The organism is Chitinophaga sp. sic0106 (genome assembly GCF_019219075.1).
In the GTDB taxonomy this organism is placed as follows: domain Bacteria; phylum Bacteroidota; class Bacteroidia; order Chitinophagales; family Chitinophagaceae; genus Chitinophaga.
This window is the reverse complement of record NZ_JAHUWJ010000027.1, coordinates 23,213-50,107: the sequence shown is the minus strand read 5'-3', so window position 1 is coordinate 50,107 and position 26,895 is coordinate 23,213. Positions and strand designations below refer to the sequence as shown.

12 protein-coding genes are annotated in these 26,895 nt (G+C 49.0%); all 12 read right to left on the bottom strand.

Annotation, left to right across the window (positions count from 1 at the left end):
• Positions 1-287: 287 nt before the first annotated feature.
• The 12 genes from katE to KW844_RS26830 all read right to left on the bottom strand — a co-directional run bounded on the left by katE (position 288) and on the right by KW844_RS26830 (position 26,855).
• Positions 288-2,423, bottom strand: a complete 2,136-nt coding sequence (gene katE / locus KW844_RS26885) for a catalase HPII (protein WP_218379865.1) — start codon at positions 2,421-2,423, stop codon at positions 288-290.
• Between the two features lie 173 nt (positions 2,424-2,596).
• Entirely contained in the window at positions 2,597-3,409 is an 813-nt protein-coding gene (locus KW844_RS26880; protein WP_218379864.1) for a tetratricopeptide repeat protein, read from the bottom strand.
• Positions 3,410-3,489: 80 nt separating this feature from the next.
• Positions 3,490-9,030: a T9SS type A sorting domain-containing protein gene (locus KW844_RS26875; protein ID WP_218379863.1), complete on the bottom strand. Its 5,541-nt coding sequence runs from the start codon at positions 9,028-9,030 to the stop codon at positions 3,490-3,492.
• 22 nt (positions 9,031-9,052) lie between these two features.
• A complete protein-coding gene (locus tag KW844_RS26870; protein ID WP_218379862.1) occupies positions 9,053-11,137 on the bottom strand; it encodes a hypothetical protein in 2,085 nt (694 codons plus the stop codon).
• A 12-nt stretch (positions 11,138-11,149) separates the two neighbouring features.
• Positions 11,150-15,619, bottom strand: a complete 4,470-nt coding sequence (locus KW844_RS26865; RefSeq protein ID WP_218379861.1) for a hypothetical protein — start codon at positions 15,617-15,619, stop codon at positions 11,150-11,152.
• 44 nt (positions 15,620-15,663) lie between these two features.
• The gene (locus KW844_RS26860) at positions 15,664-16,686 is read right to left on the bottom strand and encodes a PQQ-binding-like beta-propeller repeat protein (RefSeq protein WP_218379860.1); all 1,023 of its coding nucleotides are present in this window, start codon (positions 16,684-16,686) and stop codon (positions 15,664-15,666) included.
• 4 nt (positions 16,687-16,690) lie between these two features.
• Positions 16,691-19,888 carry a hypothetical protein gene (locus tag KW844_RS26855; RefSeq protein ID WP_218379859.1) on the bottom strand — a complete coding sequence of 1,066 codons (3,198 nt, stop codon included), beginning with the start codon at positions 19,886-19,888 and terminating at the stop codon, positions 16,691-16,693.
• A gap of 2 nt (positions 19,889-19,890) precedes the next feature.
• The gene (locus KW844_RS26850; protein ID WP_218379858.1) at positions 19,891-22,119 is read right to left on the bottom strand and encodes a fibronectin type III domain-containing protein; all 2,229 of its coding nucleotides are present in this window, start codon (positions 22,117-22,119) and stop codon (positions 19,891-19,893) included.
• A 3-nt stretch (positions 22,120-22,122) separates the two neighbouring features.
• Complete coding sequence (locus KW844_RS26845) at positions 22,123-23,862, bottom strand: hypothetical protein (RefSeq protein ID WP_218379857.1); 1,740 nt, start codon at positions 23,860-23,862, stop codon at positions 22,123-22,125.
• 213 nt (positions 23,863-24,075) lie between these two features.
• On the bottom strand, positions 24,076-24,855 hold the full coding sequence (locus tag KW844_RS26840) for a sterol desaturase family protein (protein ID WP_218379856.1): 780 nt from the start codon (positions 24,853-24,855) through the stop codon (positions 24,076-24,078).
• 84 nt (positions 24,856-24,939) lie between these two features.
• Complete coding sequence (locus KW844_RS26835; RefSeq protein ID WP_218379855.1) at positions 24,940-25,551, bottom strand: Crp/Fnr family transcriptional regulator; 612 nt, start codon at positions 25,549-25,551, stop codon at positions 24,940-24,942.
• Positions 25,552-25,577: 26 nt separating this feature from the next.
• Positions 25,578-26,855, bottom strand: coding sequence for a Na+/H+ antiporter (locus tag KW844_RS26830; protein ID WP_218379854.1), 1,278 nt, complete (start codon positions 26,853-26,855; stop codon positions 25,578-25,580).
• Positions 26,856-26,895: the final 40 nt, after the last annotated feature.

Sequence of the window (26,895 nt, the reverse complement as noted above, 5' to 3'; positions counted from 1 at the left end):
TTTTTATACTTGATAACTAGCTTATCGCAGGTTGCTTTTTTATCGTGGCTTCCAATACAAAGTACGCCATTTGCTACGCATTGGATTTGCGTAATGAAGAAATTAATGCGCTATTTTTTCATAAAAAAAGTGGTTGCACCTAAAGTAAATTCCGTAGCGGATTACACTCATCTGGTTACTCGCAAAACTCCGGCTGTACTGGCTTTACAAGCAACAAAACTTTCTGCACCGGTAATTTACTTCTGGTACAACCACTGTAGGTTTTTGGTTTATCTCAGCATGGTTAATTACGCAGGAATATCATCCACCGCTTCACGTTCCCAGAAGCGATGTTGTGCAATGGCATGCATAAATGCATCTGCATCACTTCCGGTGATCAACCCTGCCGCCGGTGTATCCGAAGGCAACGCAGTTTTCCGGAGGAATGCAATGGCATCTTTATGCATACAAACCGCCTTGCAGTGCTTGTATGCTTCATTTACAAAATGTACGGCTGCCGGGATAGTAGTGAGCTTAGTAACACTATCTGCTCCCCCTGGCACATACACGGCATCAAACAACACAGAAGCCGCCGCCAGGAAACTCTGATCCACCGGAAGCATCTGCCCATCCGCGCCATTAAGGTCTCCCAAATGCATAGCTACCAGCTGTACCACCGCTCCCGCCGATACCAGCGCCCCCTTCATCGCATTCACATCTCCCACATCCACCCCATCTGCTACCAGAAAAGCGACCTTTCTTGTTTTAATGGAATCCTTAACGGTATTGGCCATACTTAATGCCGCGGAAGCGCCCACCTGTTGCGATACCCACTTCGGCTCGTAGTCCTCTGCGGCTGCATCCGCCGGGCGCACCCTGTTGATTGGCTTCTCGAGCACTTCCGGCACGGGCATGCCCAGTCCCTCGGCCACTTTTTCCGCCAGATAAATATCTACCTGACTCAATATCCCCAGCATACGCTGGCGGATTTCCTTTCGGGAAACCTTGCCCAGCTCAAACCGGAAAGCATTGATGATATGTAATTTTTCAGGCTCGGACTGACTATGAAAAAACAAGGCTGCCTGACTGAAATGATCAAAGAAACTTTCGCTGCGCCCCCTCACCTTATGTGCATCTACCCGCTCCTGGTAAGAAGTATAACCGCCCTGCTTCATCATCGCCTGGTACGGACAACCACCAGCCACCGTATTGGGCTCATAGGAGGCCGGAGAGCGGTTTATCGCCTGGCGCATATAACCATCCCGCTGATTGTTGTGCACGGGCGCAATAGGCCTGTTAATTGGTATTTCAGCGAAGTTAGGACCACCAAGCCTGATCAGCTGTGTGTCGTTATAGGAAAAGAGTCGCCCCTGCAACAGCGGATCATTGGTGAAATCAATGCCAGGCACCACATGCCCGGGGTGAAATGCCACCTGCTCCGTTTCCGCAAAGAAATTATCCGGATTGCGGTTCAGCACCATCTTGCCGATTCGCTGCACAGGCACCACCTCTTCAGGAATTATTTTAGTAGGGTCCAGTAAATCAAATGGATATTTATGCTCATCTTCTTCCGGCACCAGCTGTACGCCCAGCTCCCACTCTGGGTAGTCGCCCGCTTCTATCGCATCCCATAAATCGCGGCGGTGGAAATCAGGATCTTTCCCTGAAATTTTCTGCGCCTCATCCCAGGCTACAGAATGCACGCCCAGCAATGGTTTCCAATGGAATTTTACAAAGGTGCCTTTACCCGCTTCATTCACAAACCGGAAAGTATGTACACCAAAGCCTTCCATCATGCGCAGGCTCCGGGGAATTGCGCGGTCGCTCATCACCCATAGTACCATATGTGTGCTCTCCGGCGATATAGACACGTAGTCCCAAAACGTATCATGCGCGGAGGCAGCCTGCGGCATCTCATTGCGCGGCTCCGGTTTCACGGCATGTACAAAGTCCGGAAACTTCATGGCATCCTGGATAAAAAACACAGGCATATTATTTCCAACAAGGTCGTAGTTACCTTCTGCTGTATAAAATTTAACGGCAAATCCTCTTACATCCCGCGCCAGATCACTGCTTCCCCGCGAACCAGCCACGGTAGAAAATCGTACAAACACAGGAGTGATACGTGCTGGTTCCGTCAGAAAACCGGCCTTCGTATATTCTGCCATCGACTCATATACCTGAAAATAACCATGGGCAGCCTCTCCACGGGCATGCACCACCCGCTCGGGAATACGCTCATGATCAAAATGTGTCATCTTTTCACGGAAAATAAAATCTTCCATCAAAGTTGCACCACGCTCCCCAGCTTTCAGAGAATTCTGATTATCGTTGATGCGCACCCCCTGGTTGGTGGTCAGAAATTGTTCGGCCCCATCCTCGGTATGCCGGGTTAACTGCTCATCTTTTTGAGTAGGCTTATCAGATTGCTGCTTCTTTTGCATGGTCAGGATAGTTTTATGGTAAGTGGTAACAGCGAGTAACACAAACCATACCCAACAGGCACACACCATTAAAACCTGCTACCACACTACATTACACACAACACACCTCCATCCGCAGGATGTGGCGTTAATCCCCCGGCAACTACAGTGTGAGGAACTGTACCGTGTAACAATTACTGACAATAAGATTCCAGGTATTCGGCAGTGAGGTTCACGCCACCCAGACTTTTAGCCCTGCGAAAGGCTTCGCAGGCTTCATCGCGATTGTTCATCGCCATATATATTCTGCCGATGTTAAACCAGGCAAAAGAATTTTCGGGATATATTTCCAGGCTCTTCCGGATGATGGCTAACCCTCTTTCCCGGGATACGGACATCCCCTGGGCATAGCCAATGGTATTCATAATAGTACCGGTAAGTTTGGCCTCCTTCGTGTAGTTGAGGGCCTTGGCGCCATATAGCGCGGCACTGTCATAGGCTTCTCCTTCTGCATAATAATAAGCCATATTCGCAAAGATGTTAGCATCCGCAGTATCAATAGTAGCGGCTACCTGCAGGTAATCCACGGCTGCGCGGTAGTCGCCGTTGGTGCCGGCCAGGTACGACAGATTGATCAGCGCGGCAGTTTCCCTGGGATCTACGGCACGCACTCTTTGCAAGTCGGCCATGGCGCTATCGATGTTTACCTCCCGCATCCAGGCATTGGAGCGTAGCAGCAGCGCCTCTTTATAATACGGGCTGGTGGCCGGTAATTTATTAATGGCAGTGGTCAGGTAACCCATTGCTCCTTCGCTCTCCCCCTGTATCAGCGCAGCTTTCAGGTAATCCACCGGGGTGGCTTTACCCGCACTTATTTTTTGCTGCAACTTTTGCCAGCCGGCAGGTCCTTCCTTTTGCACCTGCATCAGCAGTGGCTTCAGGGGATTATCCTGGCTAAACACAACCAGGGGATAAATAGCTATTAACAGGAACAATAATTTCTTCATACCGGCAACAAATGTAAAAAAATAACCTGACGGCCGCTATACGCAACCGCCAGGTTCTGGGTGTATTCGGGTTATCCGGATTACAATTTCATAAACTTCTTCACCTCATACTCTTTCTCGGCTTCCACACCTATCAGGTAAATACCCTGCGGCAGGTAACCGATATTGAATGGAACGGCGTGACTGGTACCGGTCACAGATTTTTTCACTTCCATCAGCTTACCATCGTTAAAGTAAATTAACCGAACTGTAATAGCGGCAGCTCTCGACAACTCTACATCTACTTTAAACTGGCCGGTAGTTGGGTTCGGGAAGATGGTAATGTTGCGGATCAGCTTTTCCCTGTAACCGAGCACGCTATCGATAGTTTCACGTTCCTCCACCGGTACCACGATTACCGTTTTGGTAATAGCATCAGCACATTGTGCCAGCTGGGCGGTCAGCGTAATATCATAGCTGCCCACCTGTTTAAAGATCAACTGTTTCACGCTGCCATCGCCACTGCTGCTGATTTCGGTGATGCGCTCCGGCAAGGTCCATTTAAGACTGGAAGGCTTCGGCTGCGTTACATCCACGAGGATCAGCGTATCGCCCAGGGTGTTGTAGGACGACATCAGGAAATCAGTTTTCAGCGCAGTCAGCGAGGTGGTGATTGTGAAGTTTTCCTGCGCCGTACATCCTGCCGCATTTTTTACGGTGATGCTGTACTGCCCGTCTTTACTCAATTTAATATCAGGGGTGGAGCCCAGCACTTGGTTGCCGGTTTTCCACTCGTAAGCTGTACCAATGTTGCCGGTACTCAGCTGTATCTCCTGTCCTACGCAAAGCGTAGTATCCGTAAAGCCCAGGTTCAGCGGAATGACAGCCGGCTGTGTAAGCACCGTTTTGTCGCTTAGCTGACAACCATTAGCATCCTGCATCAACACTTCATACACGGCGCCTTTCAGGCCGCTGATCAGCGGTGTGGTAGCGTTGCTGCCATTGGACCAACTGTAGGTATAAGGGGCAACCCCACCTATCAGCGCCACCTGTATACTACCATCAGAGGAATAGCTGCATACCGGGTGGTGGAAATCTTTCGTAAAGCTGAGCGGCTGCGGCTGTGCCAGTGTAACGTTTTGTGAAACGATACACCTGTTTTCATCGGACACGGATACCAGGTAACTACCTGCGGTAAGACTTTTGAAAGTATTATCCAGTTGGTACGGCAGGTTATTCAAGGTATAGATATAGGCTCCTTTACCACCGCTGGCAGTGAGTGCTATTTCCCCGCTGGCACTGCCGAAGCAGTTAATATCCTTGCTGGTAAAAGTTGCCTGCAATCTGGAAGGCTCGGTAACAGTGGCTTGCAGCGGCACGGCACAACCCAGTTTATCCGTTACCGTTATCTGGTAGTTTCCGCCGGAGAGGGCGCCGAAGTAAGCGGATGACTGGCTCGTGGTATTGAGCTTAAAGTTATATGGTTGCGTACCGCCGGTAGCGTTGAGGATGATTTCCCCGTTGCCATTACCAAAGCAGTCGATGTTTTTCACAGATGCAACGTTGGCGCTGAGCTGGTCCGGCTGATTCACCGTTACCTGCTGACTTACCGTACAACCACTGTTATCCGTAACAGTAATGCTGTAGCTGCCTGCTTTCAGGTTATTGTAATTACCGCCAGGCTGAGGAGTACCGGCACCCATGGCATAAGTATATCCTGGTGTACCACCGTTGGCGGATAGTGTTATCATACCATCGGACTGGCCGAAGCAGGTGACGTCTTTTGTGGTTTGTACCGTTGTTTGCAGTGCTGCTGGCTGGTTTACCGCTGCACTGAGTTGCACCAGGCAGCTGAATGGTATATCCCTTACCGTTACCTGATAGGTTTTATCACCAGCCAGGTTATTAAAGGCAGGGGAAGATTGCCAGTTGTTGCCATCCAGCGAGTACTCGTAGGTGCCGGAGCCTCCTGTTACATTGCTGATTACCACACTGCCGTTTGTTTTACCAAAGCAGGTAGCAGCGGTGGCGGCAATGTTTCCGCGCATGGCTGAAGGGCCGTACAACGAAATATTCTGGCTGGTAGTACAGCCGGCTGCATCTTTCAGGTATACAATATGTTCTCCGTTTATCAGGTCGTTAAACACCGGAGATGTTTTGTAGTTACTGTTATCCAGGTTATACTGATAAGGTGACAGCCCGCCCTGTGCCTGTGTTACGGTGATACTGCCCTTATCCGTACAATTCAACGGAGGAGTGCTGCTCAGCGTCATAGCCAGCGGAGTATACAGTTCCACAATTGGAATATTAACCGTGGTGCTACAATTATTGGCATCGGTAATTACTATCGGATAATTTTTCTTGCCGAGGTTGGTCCAGGTAGGATTGGATTGCGCATTACCACCGTCGAACCGGTAGGAGTAGGTACCAGCACCGCCGGTAGCGATTATTTGTATTTCACCGGTACTTGTACCGGCGCAGAGGATATCTGTTTTGCGCAGCAGCGTATAGCCGATAGCGGTAGCAGCGGTAACCGTTGCATTTACCTGCGTGGTACAATTGGCGGCATCGCGGATGGTGATGGTATAGTTACCCGCGGTTAAAGTATTGAATGTATTACCATTCACAAATGCAATCCCATTAATGCTGTACTGATAAGGCGAGCTACCACCCGCAGCCGCAACAGTGATGGCGCCATTGTTGCCACCATTACAGCTAACCGGCTGGAGATTGGAAACACTTGCGGTTAATTTGGTGGGCTCTCCCACCACTAATGTGGTGGATTGCTGACAGCCATTATTATCCTGGATAATTACTTTCGCATTGCCCGCTTTTACATTGAACACGTTTGTAGACTGGAAAGTATTATTATCCAATCCGTACAAATAAGGCAGCGTGCCACCGGCACCATTGATGGTGATAGTTCCGTTGGCTTCTCCGTTACACAGTACAGGCGTTACCGTGGTGGTGAAGCTCAGCAGCGTAGGTTGCCCTACGGTAACGCTGGCGTTTACACGACAGCCTTTATCATCTTTCCCATAAACGGTATACGTACCCGCAGCAAGATTTTGAAATACAGTGGTAGCGCCATAGCTGATATCATCGCGACTGAAGCTATAACCACCATTACCGCCAAACATACTGTTGACGGACACTGTACCATTGGCCTGACCAAAACACAGTGCGTTGGTGCTTGCCAGCGTCATTTGCATGGCGGTTGGCTGTGATACGAGCAATGAGGATATCTGCGCCTCGCAACCGTTATCATCGCGGGCAATGATACTGTAAGTACCGGCAGGCAGATTGATAAACTTACCGGTGGTGTTTGGAACCCCAGGGTTATTACTAATAAAATAACGCAGGTTACCCGTACCGCCGATTGCAGCTACTTCAATCACTCCATCAGTACCTGCATTACAGCTGGCAGGCGTAATATCCTTAGCGAGCACCAGTGTGATCGGCAGCGGATTATTAATGGTTACACCTGGTACAGAGTTGGTACATCCTTTACCGTCTTTTACGAAGATGGTATAGTTACCGGATCGCAATTGATTGAAACTGGCAGTGGCGCTCCAGGTATAGTTATCCAGGCTAAACTGGTAGTTGCCATCACCGTTCTGGCCCTGGATGTTTAAGATCTCGCCGGTAGCGGCGTTGAAGCACAACGCATCTTTGGTTTGGTAGGTAGCTGATACTTTATTGGCAGGTTCTGTAATCACTACCTGGGTGGTAGCAGAGGAACAACCTTTTGAATCATCCACCCGGAAGTTATAGGTGCCGGCGGGCAGTGAAAACACGTTGGTGGGTTGATCACCCTGGCCGATGTTGATATACTTAAATACGCCGTTGCCGCCGGTAGCCGTAAGTATCACCTGGCCATCGCCATCGCCTTTACACAGCGGATTGGTGGCGGTATAGGTAAATGTAACAGGTGTAGGAGCACCTACAGTAACGGAGTGATGCGCCTCCACATTCTTATCATCTATCACCCACACTTCATAGGTGCCGGCAGCCAGGTCAGTAAACAGGTTATTATTTGCCCTGTATACGCCATTATCCAGCTTGATTTTATAAGGAGAAGTACCACCGGTGATATTCAGTGTGATGCGGCCATCTTCAAGGCCTACACAGCTTACCGGCGTGCTGGTTGCTGTAAAATCCAGCTGCTCCAGCAGTACAGCCACAGGTTGCGGCAGCAGGCATCCGTTGGCATCGCGCACAGAAATGTTATAGCTGCCTTGTGGCAGGTTGTTGAATACATTGCTGCTTTGCCAGTTGCCATTATTATAGTTATACATGAACGGAGGCGTGCCACCGGTAGCCGTCACTGATATCTCCCCATCACTTGCCCCACCTGAAGGAGCTTTGGTAGTATAGGACTGTATACTGATGGCCGCAGGGGTAGTAACAGTTACTGTCTTATTACACTCATTGGCATCGTAGTAGGTGATAGTATAGGTGGTGGCAGGCGCCAGATTGGTAAACAGATTGGTACTGACTCTTCCCCCACCATTTAATGTATACGTAAAAGGTGCAGTACCTCCTGTTACTGCTATTGCCGCCGCCGGTTTACCATCTACACAAGATAAAGAGGTGGTAGCACCCAAATCCTGCTGAATACCTTTCACTTCCGGTAAACTAATCGTACGCGGGCATTCAGAAGCATTATTTTCAATATACATGGTATACACGCCAGGTATTACATTCACTGTAACCGGTGCTGTGGAATTAACTGCTACATTATATGTTTTGGCAGGACTGGTTAATGTGAGATTCAATGTTTTGGTTCCATCATAAGCTGCGCCACTGGCATATCTGAAATCACTGAAGGTAAAAGAGCCTTCACCACCAAAGCAAAGCGCGTCCTTTTTAACTACTGCCGGCGCAGGTACTGCATCGGTAAAGTGAAAGGTAGGCTCATCTGAATATTTCCAACGCACATCTCCAAAGTCAGCACTCGCACGGATAGAGATATTTTTTGTGATATCGATACCAATGCTGGCAAAATCAGCTGCAGTACCTCTGAACTGGGAACCATTCACCCAGGTAACCGAACGAAAATAGTCTCCTGTATTGGCTACTTCCCAGCTTACGCGATCTGCCGTATAAGGGAAGTTGAATTCTACATATTCGTCCTGGCAAAAGGCTGTTTTATTCTTAACGTTATACAACCGAAGATACATCTGTATGATGGTCACCGTGGTCCGTATGGTGGTGCCACAACCTCCCATGCCTCCTCCGCCAGGGTCGGGAGCAGTACCATACCCTTCCAACTCTGTTGTGCTATATCCATATTCATCAAAGGTTTGGTTGATGGGCCCCTGGGCATCCGCATTTGAACCGGTACCAGCCATAGCGCCAAAATAGGCATTGACAGGCATTTCATCTGTATAAAAATTATCACCAAAAGTAGTGGGCCCAGGTAACCATACCCCATAATGCATTTTGTTCCATATACTGGTATAATCTTGCCGCGCAATATTTGTGTACACGCTGGCATTTCCATTATAACAACCCCAGGAGCCGGAATTCAGACCAAAATCCCCACTATAAATAACCCTGTAAATCAGCGCCTGCCCAAAGAGCCGTGGGGCTGTCCCCAGCATCATGATTAGTAATAGTAATTTGTAAAATTTTTTCATAGGTAATCGCAATAAGAATCATTTAATAATTTACAATAGCTTCATCCGTATAGCCGCTTCGGCCATTGCTCGTATTCATCATTCTCAGCTTGTATTTATAGACCGTGTTTATTAATAGGTTATTGTCCTTATAACTATTTTCTGCACCTGAAAATGTTTGGTACAATTGATAAGGCCCATCGCCGGCGGAGCGGTATACATAAACCTTATCAACCCCTGTAATCCGCTGCCATTCCAGGTTTACGACTTTATTATCCCTGTCAATACCTATACGCAGTGCCTTGGCTACCTGTAACCGGCCCATATCGATCCGCGCACCATTGGCCGGTTTGGAGATTCCCTTTAATCCGCTGTCATCTGTAGCCGTCACCTGGTATTGGTATTTCACACCAGTAATAGCACTGGTATCGCCATAGCTATGGGTGCTGTCGCCGGCAGCATAATACTGCACGAGTTCCCAGGTACTATCCTTTGTGCGCCACAACTCATGACAGGCAACATCTTCGCTACTGCTGGGCATCCATTCCAGTTGTACGGCCCCTTCGGCGGAGGTCACTTTGGTAAAGAAAGGTGCTACCGGAGGAATGATGTCCGGCCGCTTCAGCACCAGCATTTCAGAAAAACCGGAAGGGTTATAATGTTTATCCAGTGCCACCAGTTTGTAGTAAACATTCTTAGTAAGCGTATGCAGGGAAATCGTATCTGTGAAACTGTTTACCTCCGTAGCTTTGCGGGTCACCTGTACAAATTCTTCTTCCGGGGCGTTGGCTCTGAACACGCGGTATCCAAACAAGTCTTTTTCCTTATTTTCTTCCCAGGTAAGAGATACAATTCCTTTTTTATCGATACTGCCTGCGGCGCCTACCGGTGGCACCGGCGGGATGGAATCTTCCTGCTGCACAAAATGGGGGAAGGAATGCATTACCTGTCCATCCCTGGTAGTGGCTCTTATCCGGTAGTAGTTACTATTCAGCGGCTGTTCATCGGTTACAATGGAGTCTTTTTCGGTCAGCGGCTTTTCATTCAGCAGGCTATATTTTTTTTGGGGAGATGTGGATCGCTCGAGGTCAAATCGTACGATATCGGCTTTATGCGCCGGCATCTGCCAGCGGATAAAAACTTTGCCAAGCACCATTTCTGTTTGCAGGATCACGGGGCTCTCATTGAGTTTTTGCTGCACCGTTACTACTATCGTGTCCGATGCGGGGCCAATTTCACCGAAAGCGTTGATCCCTCTGATCCGGTAGCTGTAAGGCTTTCCGGCCACCAGCCCGGTATCAATGCGGTAAAAGTCGCTGATGTTATCTGCCAGGCCTTCCTGCGTGTTGATCAGCGGCTCTTTACTGACGGAAGTAAATGTTTTACCATTATCGGCCGACTTCTCCAATATCCAGGCATTGTAAAACGGCTCGTACAGGGACTTGTTCCAGCTGAGCATCACTGCGTTTTCCAGGCCGTTGCCTTTCAGGCCTTTGGGTACCGGTAGTGGCTTAGCATCAGCGGCACCGCAAAATGCATAGCCGGTATCATACTTCAGGTCCGGTGCGGTAGCGGCTGCATACACGCGATACAAATATTTTTCGTTGGGCTTAATATCATGGTCCACCCAGCCCAGTCCTGCCGCTTTAGCGACAGTAAAATCCTGGTCTGCCGCAAACAATGCAAAGCCATACCGGGATTCCTGCTCCTGTGATTGATGGTAAATATCCGCAATCGTGTTGCCGTTACCGGTAGCCCCTACTTCAAACTTTTCTCCGTAGAGGGCCTGCGCTACAATGCTACCATATTTCTCATGCGTTTTTACTACCTGCTCCCAAGCCGCCAGCGGCAAGGGCTTGAGCGGCCCCGTCATCACCGTGGTAACCAGCGGCTGCGGCAGCATTTTATTATCGCGCATCACGGTGAGTCGCGCAATCATATAGCCGCTGGCGTTAGCCTGCTGCCATAACAGGGAGGCGGTAGGCGCCCAGCGTAACAGGATCGAGTCTTTGGTGGGTCGTGCCATCACTGCTATTTTCTGCAACTCTCCCTTCTTTTGCTGTGCCCGGGTTGTTAACCCAAAGCCTGCCACGGTAGCGAGTAAGATGGTGATTAGTTTACCTTTCATTTTCATCAGTTATTATAGCCCTAACGGATTTTCGATGGTGATAATTCTGGTGCTGGTCACCAGGTTGGTACCAGGCAGCACATAGCTTACCTTAAACCGGTAACTGCCTTTACGCACTGCCTTAAACGGCTGCTGGATCATCATTTTCACATTAGCAGGATATTCCACTCCTCTTGCATAGATGTTATTAACGATCCTGCTGATCAGGTTATAGTTATCCCGCTCCATAAAGTGCGGCAGATTGTATACAAAGGTGCTGATGCCGGTATACTTCGTTTGTGCGTCCGCGTTAAGCAGCATACCCTGGTTATACTGGCGCAGATTTATTGCGCGCACCGGTGGCACGCCCAATGTTTCCGGTATGCGCCAGTCGATGGTAACCGGTACTACGGCACCACTGGCAGCTGCAAACGGATAGCTGTCGTATACATACGGATAGATATCCTGGTCGTACCAGGCGTTACCCTCCAACATCGCCTCATATTTCAGCAGCTGGCTGCCACCATTCACATCCACTTCATAACCGTCAAACAGCTCATTGTTGCTGAGCTGGTAGCCCAGTTCATGAACCGCGTCGCGCAGTGGCAGGCGGTAGGAATCGCCCATGCCCAGTGCATCCAGTTTCTGATTGAAGGTGTTGTAGGCACTTGTTCTGAAGTCCAGCTCAAAGAATGATTTTTCGGAACCGGCGGTAATGGCTTTGGTAGCTTTTTTGGTAGTCACCGTCATGGAGCCGGCTTCCTGCACATCCACCTGTTTTTGTTCAGATACTACGTTGCGGCTGATATCCATTTCATCTTCCGTAGGCACGTTTACTAACGCGAACGTATATACTTCATCGTTCTTCAATCCATCCGGAATGCGGAAGCTGAGTCGGCCGGTATCATAGCTAAACGGTATGTTCAGCGGATCACCGGTGTTAGGTACGAGTCGCGCTGTTTGGGTGAAGGAGCTGTCGGTACGGAACATCGGTGCCAGGTCCTGCGTAAACTGCATATACCCGATCCGGGATGGTGATTCGTTCTGATAGAAGTTCAGTTGATTCTTCAGCGGGTAAGTATATTTGATTTTATCTGCCGGAATTTTGTCTGGCAGGTTTCCGGTGCTGAAGGTGTTATTTACTTCTTCCACATAGGGTTTACCTTCTACGAGGTATGGCGTCCAGCTGCCGTTCACATTTTCTTCGAAGGTGACTTTAGCGGTTAGTTTATAGATAGATTTAGGTTCAAGGCATTGGGTGGTGTTGAGTACCAGGATGGTGTTGTCGCCATTCCACTGCTGGGTACCATTGGCGTTTTGCGCTTCCCTGCGGAGCGACATATACTCCAGTCTTGTTCTGAACTCATGGGATTTACCGCCATCATCGCTGATGCGCATGATGTTGCCTACCGGGATATTGAATACCAGCTGTGGTGCCGTGAAGATGCTCTGATCGGCTTCACCATCGCGTGGGGTAGCGTCACCTATTACCTGTACACCTGCATTGGCGAAGATATTATTGCTTACAATTTTACATTCTTTACCAATGGTGAGTTCGAAGTTACATCTGCCTTTGATGAGGCCACCAAACAGGCTGTAGTAGCCTCCTACGATTCCGCGCATCCATACCGGGTTAGGCATTTTGCTTTGGAGTACAATGGCAGCACCGAGGTCGATGATATCGAAGTTTCCTTTTTTGAAGAAGAGGTTTACCCTGATCCCGATTTTTCCCTGGAAGTAGCCATATACCTGGCCGTTAGCATACCAGCCGTTGATACCGAGCGGACCACTGCTGCCTTCGCAATGGAACTGATCACCATAATTTTTCAGCATCACGTCGAAGCCCAGGCCAGCACGCAGGCGGGCGTAGAACATGAGGAATTTGAGATCGCCGGTATCGAAATCGAGGCCTGCTCCAAATGCAAAGCCGGAGCCTTTACCCAGGGAGTTGAGATCCCGCATGTAATCGAGGTCCATGCCGCCGAGTATTTCCGACACTACGGCCGGTGGTGGCGGACTTCCCGGCAGTCCGGTGCCTACCATGAAGTAGGATCGCGATTTGGCGATGCCCAGGATGCTGATACCGATCGGGTTATCCGGCTTACCGGCGAAGAGGTGCCAGCCTTCGGGGCCTACATAAAATTCTCCTTCACCTGCCAGGTTTTTAGGGCCTATACCGGTGAGCACTCCATAAACGTCAATATATACTTTCAGGTTAGCCAGCAGGCTGCTGTTTTCAAAATCTACATCTACCAGCAGGCCGGCAGAAATAACGCCTTCCGGTGTGAATGAATTCGGGTCGTAGCCGCAATCGCCGGCAGGTGCGTCAGCGGGGCCAGGCTTCATCATGCCGCTGATGCCTTTGAGCAGCGCTACATTGCCGGGGGAGAGCCCGATGGACATCACATTTACCTGTCCGCGGAAAGTAATCCGTTTCAGTCCACCTGACCTGTTGAATGCCAGCTCCAACCCAACCATGCCGCTCAGTGTTTTTTCCTGCATGGCAATGAATTTGAGCGAGGCTTTAATGCCTAAACCAGCGGTGGGGTCAGGCTTGTAGATGATACCTGTGTTGGTTTTACCGAGGCGGTAAGGTCCGGTGTTTTCTCCTTTGCCGAGTACGGATACACCATAGAACAGCGCACCGCCGAACCCTTTGATGCTGACTGCCGGCGGAAAAATGAAGATGGCCACTGGCAGATCTACCATGATATCCGCGTACCAGTAACGGTCGCCATTTACATTGCCAAACAGCGCGGTGGAGGCGAGTTTTACTTCGGCCTTGCAAATTTGCAGTGAGGCCGCAATGTCTCCCCTAAACCCGTTACCATACACCGCGTCATCCGTGAAGAACTCGAGTGCGCCAGCCAGTGCAAAAACGCCCTGGTGTATATCGACACCTACGCGACTCACTTCCAGCCCGGAGAACTTGTGACGGATGCGACCATCGGCATCTTTGGAGGCCACGCTCATGAGCGACATACTGGCGTCCGCACCGAAACCATTTTCGCCTTTTCCACTGATATTTACTTTGATGGTGAAGCTAAGGCCACGTTTTTCTCCGCTCTTTACTAATCCCAGGCGGTCAATAGAAAAACTAAAGCCCGCAACGGTGGGCAGCTTCAGCGGAGAGGAGAAAGAGAACACCCCTTCGTGAAAATAAGGTGCTTCGGTAGAGATGGTGAGTCGTTCGAATGCCAGGTCCGGCACATTCAGCTTTTTGGCTAACGCGGACGCACCTTCGCTGGTGCCGCCGTTGATGGAAATATTTCCATTCAGTATCGCCTTCGCCTGAAACTTATCATCCTTAACGGCCACCTCCAAACTGGAGCTGGGCAATAGCTTGGCCTTACCGATGAAGATGGGAATATCAACAGTATCTTTGGCTGCTACTGTAAAAATATAATCGTTGCCGGGTTGGAATACGGCGGAATAATCAAATCGTGTATTTTCTTTGGTGATGGGGATGTTGATGCCGCCGGCGAGCTCCCCGCCTTTGAGCTGGTTGGCAACAAAGCTGAGGCCTACCTTGTCCACAGAAAAATTCCAGCCGCCCAGGTCGCCGTCTTCCAACGGAATCAGGTTGGTGGCAAATACATCACCGGAAAATCCTTTATCATCTATAAGCGCGTTGCGGACGCCAATAACAGGCGGCTTATCCGATTTGCGGGAGCGTATCTCCGGCGGCAGCTGCACTTCAAATTTGCGGAGGAAAAAGCCTCTCCAGAAGGTTTTATCGTCGGTGTTATATTCTTTGGGAAAAACCACATCGGGACTATTATTAGCGTCGCTGAGGTCGATGATGGCATCCTGAACGGTGAATTTTACATTCTTAACACCCCTGATCTGGAAGGGCTCAATGCTTACCCCGGCGATGATATCGTGGATATTGGAGGTAGCTACTTCAAAAGTGCCTTTTACTCTCTCTTTGGTATCAGATTTAGCATCTGCATTGGCAGGTACCAGGTGCGAAGGCAGTTTGATTTCTACGCCGAGTCCCAGCCGTTTAAAGCCATCACAATCGAATTCCACAAACGTTTTCCCATGCAGAAAGGTCATTACCGCATCATTGCCGAAGGGATTGAATGGCTGGTCGTTTACCAGTTCCAACCGCGCTATACCTACCAGGCCACCATTGCGACTCACCGGAATCCTGCTGGCGGCAAACATCAGTTCCCGGCCATCGCCAGGCACGGGAATTACGAAGTAAGCGGTAATTTCTGCGTGGTCCGGCAAAAAGCGGATACTATCGATGATGATGGGAGGATTGCCACTGTTGCCACCGCCGATACCTACCGGCAGCTTGAACTGACTGGTATCTTTCAGCTGATCGTACAGGTCTTTGTTGTTAAGGGTATTGGCAGCACGGCGTTCCAGGATCAACTGGTTCACATCGTGAATATGCTGTTCCAGCGGTGTACGCTGTTGCGCCTTCAGTGATGTGGTGATCACTAAAAGACCCAGCAACAGGGGAAGGTAGCAACGGGTGATAAAACTAGGCATAGGATATATTCGGCAATAGGTATAGGTAGATGCCGTGGCAGCAGTTAGCTGACGTCATCGGGTTTGAGTGAATAAATATTTAGTCTGTTATCATTCGTTTCTCCACTGCTTATCATATCCACAAACAACATATCCTGAGCAGCTTTGAAGAGGTAAGGGCGGATTTGCCAGTGCTTGTCGGCGGTAAAAAAAGACTGAATGATCCTACCGCTGTTGTTATCAAACACCAGTACTTCACAGGTTCTTGTATTACCGAGCAGTAGATAGTCCGACGTTACAGCCACGCGGGTTCTGAAATAAAACGGTGCATCTTTTACATAGGGCTCAAAATTTATTTCCTGTATTACTTCACCATGCGCATTCAGCTTGATGATGTGTTTATCTCCTGAGAAGAAAACTAGGTCTTCATAAAAAGATGGGAAAACAGCAGCAACGAGGTCACTGTAGAAAGTCCATGCTGCTTTACCTGTGTAAGCATTGATCTTAATGATTGCCTGGCCCTCCGTAAAGCAATAAAAGTAGCCGCCATGCACAGCTGGCACGCCTGTTTTATCCAGTGCCTGGCCGGGTGCTGCTTCGGATACTTTACATCTCCACAAAATATTACCCGTAGCGGTATCCACTCCCATCAGTTCATCGATATCATCTGTCAGCAGCAACACCTCACTATGGGCGGCGAAATAGTAAAATCCAGCCGGGATGGTGGCTGTCCAGCATGTTTCTCCGGAGGAAATTACCTGCTTATGCAGCAGCTGCTGATTGTCCGGAGCAGCTTCCTGCAACACGATATGTTCACCGCTGGTAAACCCACATACTGACATTTTAGGTTCAAACTCATTTATTCGGGTGCCAGTTACGGCATCATATTGCGTAAAGTGGTCGCCTTTTCTAACTACTACCTTGTCGAAAATAAGCTCATAATAATCGTCCCTGTCCACCGGAATGGTCCACAGGGGTTGCATATCCCCATAGCTGCAGCCAGTCAGTTTTTCCCATGTAGTGGTAATAACTGCGGACTGCGCCAGGATAAATGCATTTAAAGGCCCGATGGTATGTAGTAGTTTCATTTTGCTAGTCTATTATGTAAAAGATTTTTTCGAAGTTATCTTCTACAAACTTAATGAAGTTCTCCTTGGTTCGATCCCTTGTTAAATATTTGGATATCACGTCAACCGGTATATCAGACTCTTTCAGATAGGCGGTCACTGTTTTCTTCAGGGACTCCATGCCTTCTACACCGGCATAAGCGCCTTTTTTCTTGAGCAGCCAGCGGAATTGTCCGAGCTTGTCTACCCGGGCAAAATCCTTGAGGAGCTGGGTCACATACTTTTTCTCAAAGCTCAGCACACTTTTCAACTCATTGGCAATGCTGAAGCTACCTTCTCTGGTGAGGATATCTATATCACGACCATCAATCGGGAATTGGAAGTCTATTATATCCGATGGTTTGAATGGCAATTTTTCCGGTCGGTTGAGGCAGTAGATCACAAACTCTTCTCCGATGTAGCTGATACCTTTTCGTTGTTCTTTGGCCAGGTTAGCGATTACTGATTTAGCGTTGTTTACATCAGCAAATTTGTCAACGAAGGCAACCAGGTCATCGCGGAAGGTGGCGAATTCGGCTACATTCTTTGTTGCGAGGGCTCTGGCTGAGAGGATCTGCGACATTTTAGCGTGGTCGAGTCCGAGTTTGGCTGCTTGCGGACTGGTCAGCAACTTGTGGAACAACCGTTGGTTCTCCATGAGCTTACAGGCGTTAGGTGCCACGCTGAGTACTTTCCATGTTTCCATGCTCACTTCCTGGCCCAGGTTAAAGGCTTTTAAGGCAGCTGCATCTCCACCAAACTGGCTGAAGAATCGCAGCTGACTTTCCATATCCAGGTTTTTAAGCTTGGCAAGGAGGTCAGCATATTCTGCTATGGTGGTGGCAGCTTCCCGGAAGGTGCGATACTGGTTCCAGAGTGTCGGGTTGATAAGCCCTTTTGAACTTTCCGCGGCTTTTTCGAATTTGGCCATCATGGCCGGGTCGCCATCAAACTCTTCTACAAATGCTCTTTTCGCATCTTCACCAAGGGCCTCCAGTTTTTTCTTCAGGTTAGGGAATCCTTCCAGGAGTTTATCGATCTGCTCTATCGTCATGGCTACGCGCCTGCCGAGCGCCAGCTCCTGTTGCCCGTTATGTTCCACGATCACCATCATGTCGCCGGCGCGGTCACGGAATACTTTCCCTTCATCTTCCACGGCTTCAATAAACCGGTAGGCGCCTGTTTCCACATTATTGAGCGTGGTAGGATCTACGGCCAGCTGCGTTCCATCGCCCATGGCCATGACCACCCGGCTTTGATTGCTGAAGTTCTTCCAGGTGTTGGTGGCCTTATCCAGCCATTGTAATACCGGGCCTAACGGTTCCGCATGTATGCGAACTACGAATTTACCTACCTGGTACAGTCCTTTTGCTGCTTTACCGGACATGGTAAAGGCAAACTTGGTCAGCTTCCCCGCTCCTTTCATCACATAGGTGAGCGGGTCGATGGCGTCCATCAGCTTACCAATTTGGGCTGCTGTACCGGTTTTGGCGAAAGCGAAATAGAACGAGGCGATGTTAATCACATCTACCCCAATGGTATGGCTAACCTTACAGGGATTACCCGTATGGGAGTCCTTGATCATCTTCCCAAACAAGCCAAACACACCGGAGATACCTTCTTTATCGTACAATTGACCCAGCTTAGTCAGTCCCTCTTTCATATTATCCCACTCCTTACCTCCGGACAGCATATTGAGGGTGGAGGCTATGCCTTTAATAAATTCCACCGTACCATTCCACAGGCCTACGGTAAAGGCGAAATTCACGCGGGTCATGGTGAACTTGTCCTCATCCGACCCATTTTGTATGGCCTTCAGAATCGGGTAAATTGGTGCTGCTACAAGGTTACCAACAGTAACACCTACTACCAGGCCAGGGAGGGGATTATATTTAGGATCTTCCGGATCATAATACTTAGGCTTTACAATGGCTTGCCCGATCAATCCGGCTATGGCATCAAACATATCTGCCAGCGGATTACCATGCAACTCCGGTAATACTTTAGAAAGAATTGCTGCAAAAGCGCTGATATCCTCCTGCTCCGGTACATCCTTGCCGTAACCGTATTCATATTGAATTGATTTATCCGCATCAATATGTACCCATATCACGATCTCCTTATTACCGGCCGGATTGGCCACATAATCCTTTACCTGCTTCAGAATTTCATCCGGCGTAACATAGGAGGTAATGAATATTTTAGGATCATAGCCAGTTTCCGCGGCGGTGCTGTTGATGCCTTTGAGGATATCTTTCATTTCCTCCGGCTTCACACCGTGGCTATAATCGATCACCGGCACTCCGCGCGAGGCTTGCGGTTCCGGATCTTTACCTCCGTCTTTATATTCTTTCGGCGCCTTGTCAGCCAGTTCGCTGAAATAGGTATTCAAGGAAGGCTTGAACTTGTTTTTTAGCTTTACCGGAATTGTTTTGGCACGAAAGGCTTTATATAGCGCCGGCGGATAGGTAGTGAGGTATTCCAGCGGCGAACCTATGCTGGATACATCTTTCAGATTCGCATTGAGGACCTGCAATTTTTTCGATGAAATACCATTGCCCTGTGCCTGCGTAACCGCCAGCACCCTATGTACAGCATTGTTATATAAGAGTATTTCCCTTCCATACACCACGCCTACACGAACTTCAAAATCATTTTGCGTAAAGCCTACCTGGTCCCATATTTCCTGGTTGAGGTCATCGATTCTTTTATCAATATCATCCACATCCCCGGCGGCTGCGAATTTTTTCAGACTCAGTAAGTGCGGGATGGAATCTCTACGGCTAATAGCTTTTGTGAGATTGAGGATGTAGCTGTTGAATACCATTACATATACGCCAAACTCTTTCTTGTTATCAGCCGCATGATTTACGGACTTGAGTGTTTCATTGATAACCTGCAGGTCTGCGCTACTGATAAACTCTTTCTTCCACACCCGTCCTTCTCCCTTGGCATCTTCCTTTTGGCGGATATAGACGGTATCTAACCGGACTACATAGGTATTTTTGTCGGACAGGCCATGCGACTCATTCCAGGCGTTTTGCGCCATTACCTTTTTCAAGGCAGCCACTCCACGTTGCACCATTTCCTTGTGCTGCAAGCTATCCAACGGGCCGGCCTTTGCCGGCATCACCGCCAAACAGTACAGTGCTACTATCAGCAATATTTTCATCAGGGCTTTCATCGCTAATATTTTTCTAGTATTTCAGCAATCAGGGATAAGATCGACACACTTAGCTTTTTCGCGGTTCCCTCTTTATCAGTTTTCACGGCATCCGATGCGATCACCTCTGTGGCAGGCTTACCATCTACTTTCAATTGTTTAATCACTTCCTTATCGGTGGTCTCATCTTTGTTATCGCGCAGGATCTGGATAAGGGTGCTTTCATTCTGCTTGTACAATGCTTCCAGGTATTCATGGATAGCTGCAACAGCGGTGAGGTCCAGGGATTCGTTTGGTAACGATTCTACCTGTCTCAGCAGCACCACGGTGCTATCGGCAGCACCCCCGGCTGCCGGTTTGGCCTCCGGATTCACCCGCTTCAGGTATTGTTCAAATGCCGCTTTCTTCTGCAGGTAGCCGGAACTGTCCGCCTGCCCGCGCTCTTTAAACAATACATCCAATGCCAGCTTATAGATATTGAGGAGGTCTTTTAATTTCTGCTTCGCCATTTCGAAGGCAGTTTTGGCATCGGCCGCCAGTTTCTTCAGATCGCCGCCGAGCTTTTGCCCTACGGATTTCTGCTCTTCCGGACTCATATCCGGGTACTGGGCCTGGAAGGTTTGCAGCTCTTTCAGTTTTTCCTGCAGTTCGCCGAGCTGCTCTTTGGTGGCCTGATCCAGGTCATCCCAGCCTTTCATCTTGTCTATTTCAGATATCATCTCTGCTGCGTCGATGAGGAACAATTGTTTAGGATCGCCGGAGGCCAGCATGGTATCCAGCTTGCTGAACATGTTGTTGATGGCATTATCCAGGTTTTGTTTTACTTCGGCGTGACTGCTTTGCGCGAGCTCTATAACGCCGGCGTACATACGCTTATCGGTATTCACGCGGATGTTATTAAACGTAACCGGCAGATCCAGGAATCCGAGGAGCGGCACCATAACCTGACCGGTACCACTGAACTGGCCGTTGCTGCCACTTACGGTGGTGAGTATCACTTTGAAATCCGCGGCGTAAATGGTATCCTGTATATTTAGTTTCTCTATATTGTTGGTGTTGGAAATTTTCTGATCACCGGCATTTTTACCACACACGAAGTCGCCTTCACTGAGCGTTTCATTAGGCATGGTAAATGTTTGGGAGGCAGCGTAATCGCCATACCCCCACATACACTGTGCTTTCACCTGGTATTCATATTGCTTGCCTGGTTTCAGGCCGCTGATGATAACCTGCGGTGTATAGGAGGTTTCTTCATACCATTGGGATGGCTGGCTGCCACCTTCGCGGTATCGCACGGTAAAACCCTGCTGTGATACCGTAGCGGCCCAGGAGATCTTCAATTCATTCCTGCCGGCAAAGGCGGCCACGATCTGTTGGGGTACACTACATTTTTCGCCGTAGGTAAATTTCACTACTTCGCTGAAGCCATCGTTGATGAACATATCCTTGCCATCAGCTTCAATGGCCTGCACCTGTACGGCGTAGTTATTACCGGGTGTTAGGGCCGGCTCGCCGGGGCCGTATATCAGCGATGTTTGCTGCACAATGTTTTCGTATATGGGTCGCAGTGAGCGGATGGCATCGTTGGGATCGCGGTCCTGTGGTACCAGCTCTACCAGGCGGAATTTATATACTACGTTGAATGCTGCGTTTACGGAGGCGGTATGGCGTGGCATCCACTGAAACATCACATTTTGCGGGTCCATGGCATCTACTTTGGCGTTTGCCAAGGGCAGGTTGATGATGGGTGGGTAGCTCAGGAAGCTGGCTACCATAGCAGATCCGGCATTGGAGATAACCGTATTGCGGTTATAGTCTATCACTTCTACCGTAAAGCGGTAAATGCCTTCCGGCAGTTTGGCGCCATTTTTCGTAAAGGAATTATCCAGTCCCTGTACAATGAGGTTGCGGGGATCGAAATAGGGCGCGAGATCGGCCCCTGATAAGGTGACCATCTCTCCCCCATTAATTAAAAAAGGAGCTACATAAAAGCCTGTTCTGTTTTGTATGGTGATGCCAATACCCTCGATGGTTACACGCAGACGGCACTTGTAGTTCGACTCCGTCAGGTCCTTGAGCAGAATATGCACCTGCATGCGCTGCACTTCGGGGGCGGCATAATCGCTCAGGTACAGACTATACGGCGGATTCAACTGCACATTCACCATCACCGGATGGTTGACCTGCGCGGCTGCCCACAGTGGCAGCAGCAGCAAGGTGAATAAGATTCGTTTACCTATCGACAAGTGCATGTTTTAAAAATTGTAATTGTATCCCAGTGTGGATGTTAACTCCGAAATACTTTTTGTGGAGGTACTGTTGCCCGAGCGGTTCAGGCCAGTGATCCCCAGGTTCAGGTTATGCTTTTTCTTTACCGTATATGCGCCGGAAACCCTTGCTGTCAATACCTTTACGCCGGCATTGCCATTGTTGAAATTTCCATTCCAGGATACGGTGCCGGATGTGCGCAATTTTTTATTCAGCATCGTTTTATTGACGCCCACGGTGGGGCCCAGGGTCATGCTTTGCATGTTCATGGCGGAATTGCGGTTGGCATTAAAACCCAGAGTGATGGACATATTCTTAGGAATCAGCTGCATGCTGTAGGCGGTATTGAGATTATAGAACACAGTGCCGGTAGGTTGTTTCACGCCGCCTTGCAAATCACTGCTTTTCATATATGATAGGTTCGTCATCAGCATCTGTGCTTTTTCCCTGGTGCGTGAAATGCTATAGTTCATGCTCACGCTGGCATTGCTGGAAATCTGTGTGTAGTTGAGCGTATCCAGGTTCTGGTAAGGAGATACCTGATTGATATAATCGAAGTCCGATTTGATATTGACGAAGGACTGAAAATTGCTGTAGGAAAAGTTAATGTTCATTTTCTGGGAGGCTACCCAGGAGAGGTTCAGGGCTCCCACCCAGCGGCTCATGGTGCTTTGCTTGTCCTGTTTCAGGTTATTGTGCTGCACACCACCGTTGAGACCTCCGGTTACTTTGTCTTTAAACATTCGGAACTGGAAGTTGCCCGTAATATTTTCAAAGTCGTTGGTGAAGTAGTAGGCGCCCAGGGTTTTATATTCCGGCGCCACCCATTCATAGCCCATGCCCAGAGAGTATTTGGTGGCGGAATAGGTCATGCCTGCCTTATAGGCCATATACAAAGCGGTAGTACTATTTTTTTGTATCAGGCCGAGAGATGGAAATTTCACCTGGTTACTGGTATCGCTCTCGAGGCGGGCATCCCTGGTAAGCGCACTCCAGGCTACCTCCGCATTTACGCTTAGCCGGGAAAGCAGTTGTTTTCGCACGTTTACGCCCAGCACCAGGTTTTCCTGAGGCGTAACGTTGTATTGGGGACTGAGTCCGGTGAGCGAGTTAGGATCATCCTTACCCCGGAACAGGATCAGGTCTATATTATCTTTACCGGTACCGTAGCTTGCCTTAAAGCCATAACCCATACGCCTGTACGCAGGTACGACTTCGGCGCGGTTGGTGTCGGGTGCCACTGCCTGCTGGAGCCTTCCGTACATGGCACTGAACTTAAAACGCCCTGCCGGCGCGAGGTCTACCCCTACGCCATTGAACAGGTGACCACTTAAGGTATAACTGGAAAAGTTCATGCTGGTATAGCCTATGTGGCCGGTAATCCATTTATAGGTAGGAGTGAGTCCATATTGGTTAAAAGGCTGACTAAATGCCACTCTTCCCTGGTTAGTATAGGAAAATGAGAATGGCACTGCCCATCCGAAGAGGTCAAAGTTGATGTTACCAGTCAAAAAAAAGTTATAGGGCTCTCTCCGTCCTTCCTGCAAGCCTGACGACAGGTATCCTACCTGTTCAAGGCCAATTCCGCCGGTCACTTTGATGGGCTTTTCCTTGCCGATGGCATCCAGACGCTGGGCCTGTGATGTAGCGGGACTAAGCAAAAACAATGCAGATACAAGTACTACTACTGTACTGCAGGCATAGGTATGGTATTTGGGCCGATACACAAACTGGGTGTTTTAGGTGATCGGGTTTTTCAAAGGGATAAGGTTAATCTTTTCTACTGAGGCACAAAATATAAATTATTTACATACATTAATATTATAATTCATGCTTGAAAAGTTCGGATACGTAACTGATTGTATTATAAATAAAAGCGGGTGTATCAAATTTGACACACCCGCTTTTTGGGGGAATCTGGCACCCAAATTATGCTGCGCTCAGGCAGCAGCAGCCACCGGAAATCTCCTGGCCTGCACCTTATCATATTCTTTCACATAGTCCGGATGCTCCGTACCCATGAGCCGGTCCCATACGCGGAAGTACAGCCCGTAATTCCCTTTAAACTTACTGTGATGGAGGTTGTGATGCACGGAAGTATTAAACAATTCAAAGGCCCAGGTATTGCGGTACCAGCGTGGCATCAGCTCATAGCCGAGGTGGCCGTATACGTTGATAATAAACCCGGTAACGGTAAACAGCAGCACCGTAAGTGGATGCAGTGGCATCATAACGGTGATCACCAGCAGCACGCCGCCTTCCACGATGGCTTCCAGCACGTGAAAGCTGTAGCTCGTCCACGGCGAAGGGTTTGTACTCTGGTGGTGTACCAGGTGGGTTCGCTTAAACAACGCCGGATGATGCATGATCCGGTGCATCCAATAAAAGTAGGTGTCGTGTACAATGAGCGTCAGCACCAGGCTTACACCGATGTACCATATCGGGTAGTCGTTGATGTTAGTATATAACTGGGTAATATTTCGTACGGGCGTAAACAGTATGACCACTGAAATAACTGTAAACACCAGTGTGCTGGTCATAGAATGCCATACTTCCCGCAGGAAATCCTTTTTAGCGGCCAGCCGCTGCTGAATTTTCCGCTGACTGTTTTTACGGGGAAACAACCAGTAAAAAAGAACAAAGGGAATACCTGCCAATAAGAAATACCGAATAACGGAGGTGGTAAAAATGTTGATCGTTGCTGCAATTACTGCTTCCATATCCAATGAGATTAGTACCTCAAAAATAGCTATGGTGGCAGCAATACGGGGTTAACAAATGATAATAAATCAAATTAACAAAGGTTAATTTCCTTCTTCCGGTTTACGGCCCCTGGCATGCAGACGCTTACGGATACGGCTCAACGAAACGGGCGTTACGCCGAGCATAGAGGCAATGTATTTATCCGGCACCCGGTTTACCACCCCCCATTTACTGTCTACCAGCCGCAGGTATCTTTCTTCCGGAGATAGAAATACAAACCCTTCCAAGCCTTCCAGGGCTTCGGCCAGCATCTTCATCAGAAAATAGTTGCGCAGCGGTTCAAATTCGGGATGGTCTTTCAGCACCTCTTCCATTTTATCGTAGTCGATTTCCAGCATGGTTACCGGCTCCAGTGCGCGATAAACAAACCGGGATGGCTGCCGCTGGATAATGGCATCGTGGGAGGCGATCAGCTGTCCTTCCCAGCGGAGGAACAGTGTGGCGTCGTCGCCGCTGGCCTTTTCGGCATAGGCGCGCATAATGCCCTTTTCAATAAATGCCAGCTTCCGGCTCAGGTCACCTTCCCGGATATACACCTCTCCTTCTTCCAGTTTCAGCACACGGGTAATGGTAAACAGCGGCGCCGTATCTGCCGGCAACACACCACTGAGCTCCTGTAGCAGGCCCTGTAAAATATTTATTGAAAAAGACATTTATGAAATTTGTGGCAAGATAAAAACTATTTCGGTGAATGTGGCTCCGCAACTGCCGGCTGCTGCCGGGTAAGGGTGCGTATGAGCCAGGGCAGCGTAAGGCCTTGCCCAATAAGCGATATCAGTACCGCCACCACCGAAATGAATATAATGATATCCCGCTGCGGAAAGGGCGCACCGCCTTCCAGCGTTTTAGGTAAACCAATCGCAATAGCGAGCGACACAATACCCCGCATGCCCGCCCAGGAGATGATCAGGCTGGTTTTATAATCCAGCAGCGCATTTACACTCACCCGCTTATCCTTCCGCTGGAACGCCCGCTGCAAGGAACCCTTCTGCATAAATACCCTTATCATTCTCACTACCAGTGCCACAATATTTACCAGGAAAGCATACCCCACATACAGCCATACCTTATCCGGTTCTATATTTTTTAATACATACGGAAACTCAAGGCCAATAAGGATAAAGATCAAGCCATTGAGCATAAATATGATGACATCCCAGATGGATTTTGACTGCAACTTGATACTGTCCGGAAACACCTTTTTGCTAAAGCGGGAAATACCCAGCCCCAGTATCACCACAGCAATAACGCCGGATACATGCAGCTCCTCTGCCAGCAGGTAAGTAATAAACGGCATGATTAACATAAAGCTGATAGTCACCATATCATTGCCTTTCACACGGACAAGGATAAACGCCAGCAACTTTGCCATCACAAATCCTATCAGAACCCCACCGCCCATGAGCAGGAAAAATTGCAGCAAAGCATGCCAGAACACAAAAGCAGTTCCTGTAACCGCCGCAAGGGCAAAACGAAAAGCAACCAACGCCGACGCATCATTTACCAGGCTCTCTCCTTCCAGTATAGTCAGGGTTTTATGGGAGAGATGCAAACCCTTCGTAATACTGGTGGCCGCAACTGCATCCGTGGCCGATAAGATAGCCCCGAGCGTAAACGACATAGCCCAGGTCATACCGGGAATAAGGAAATGCGCCAGCACAGCAATGCAGCAAGCCGTTAAAAATACCAACCCTATCGCCAGCGTACCAATAGTATTAATATTGGTACGGAAGTCTGCGAAGGAAATATTAAAGGCCGCATCGTACAATAAAGGCGGTAAAAATATCAGGAAGATGATTTCAGGATTCAGCACTATCTCCGGCAGTGTGGGAATAAAACCGATGGCAATGCCCGCTACGATCAGCATCACCGGGTAAGGTAATTTTATCTTACCCGCAAAGGCGGACAAACCAATCATGACTGCCAACAGAAACAGAACGATGCTGTAATTCTCCATGGGTTAAAGATAGCCAATAATGTAATCCTGTACCTTCTGT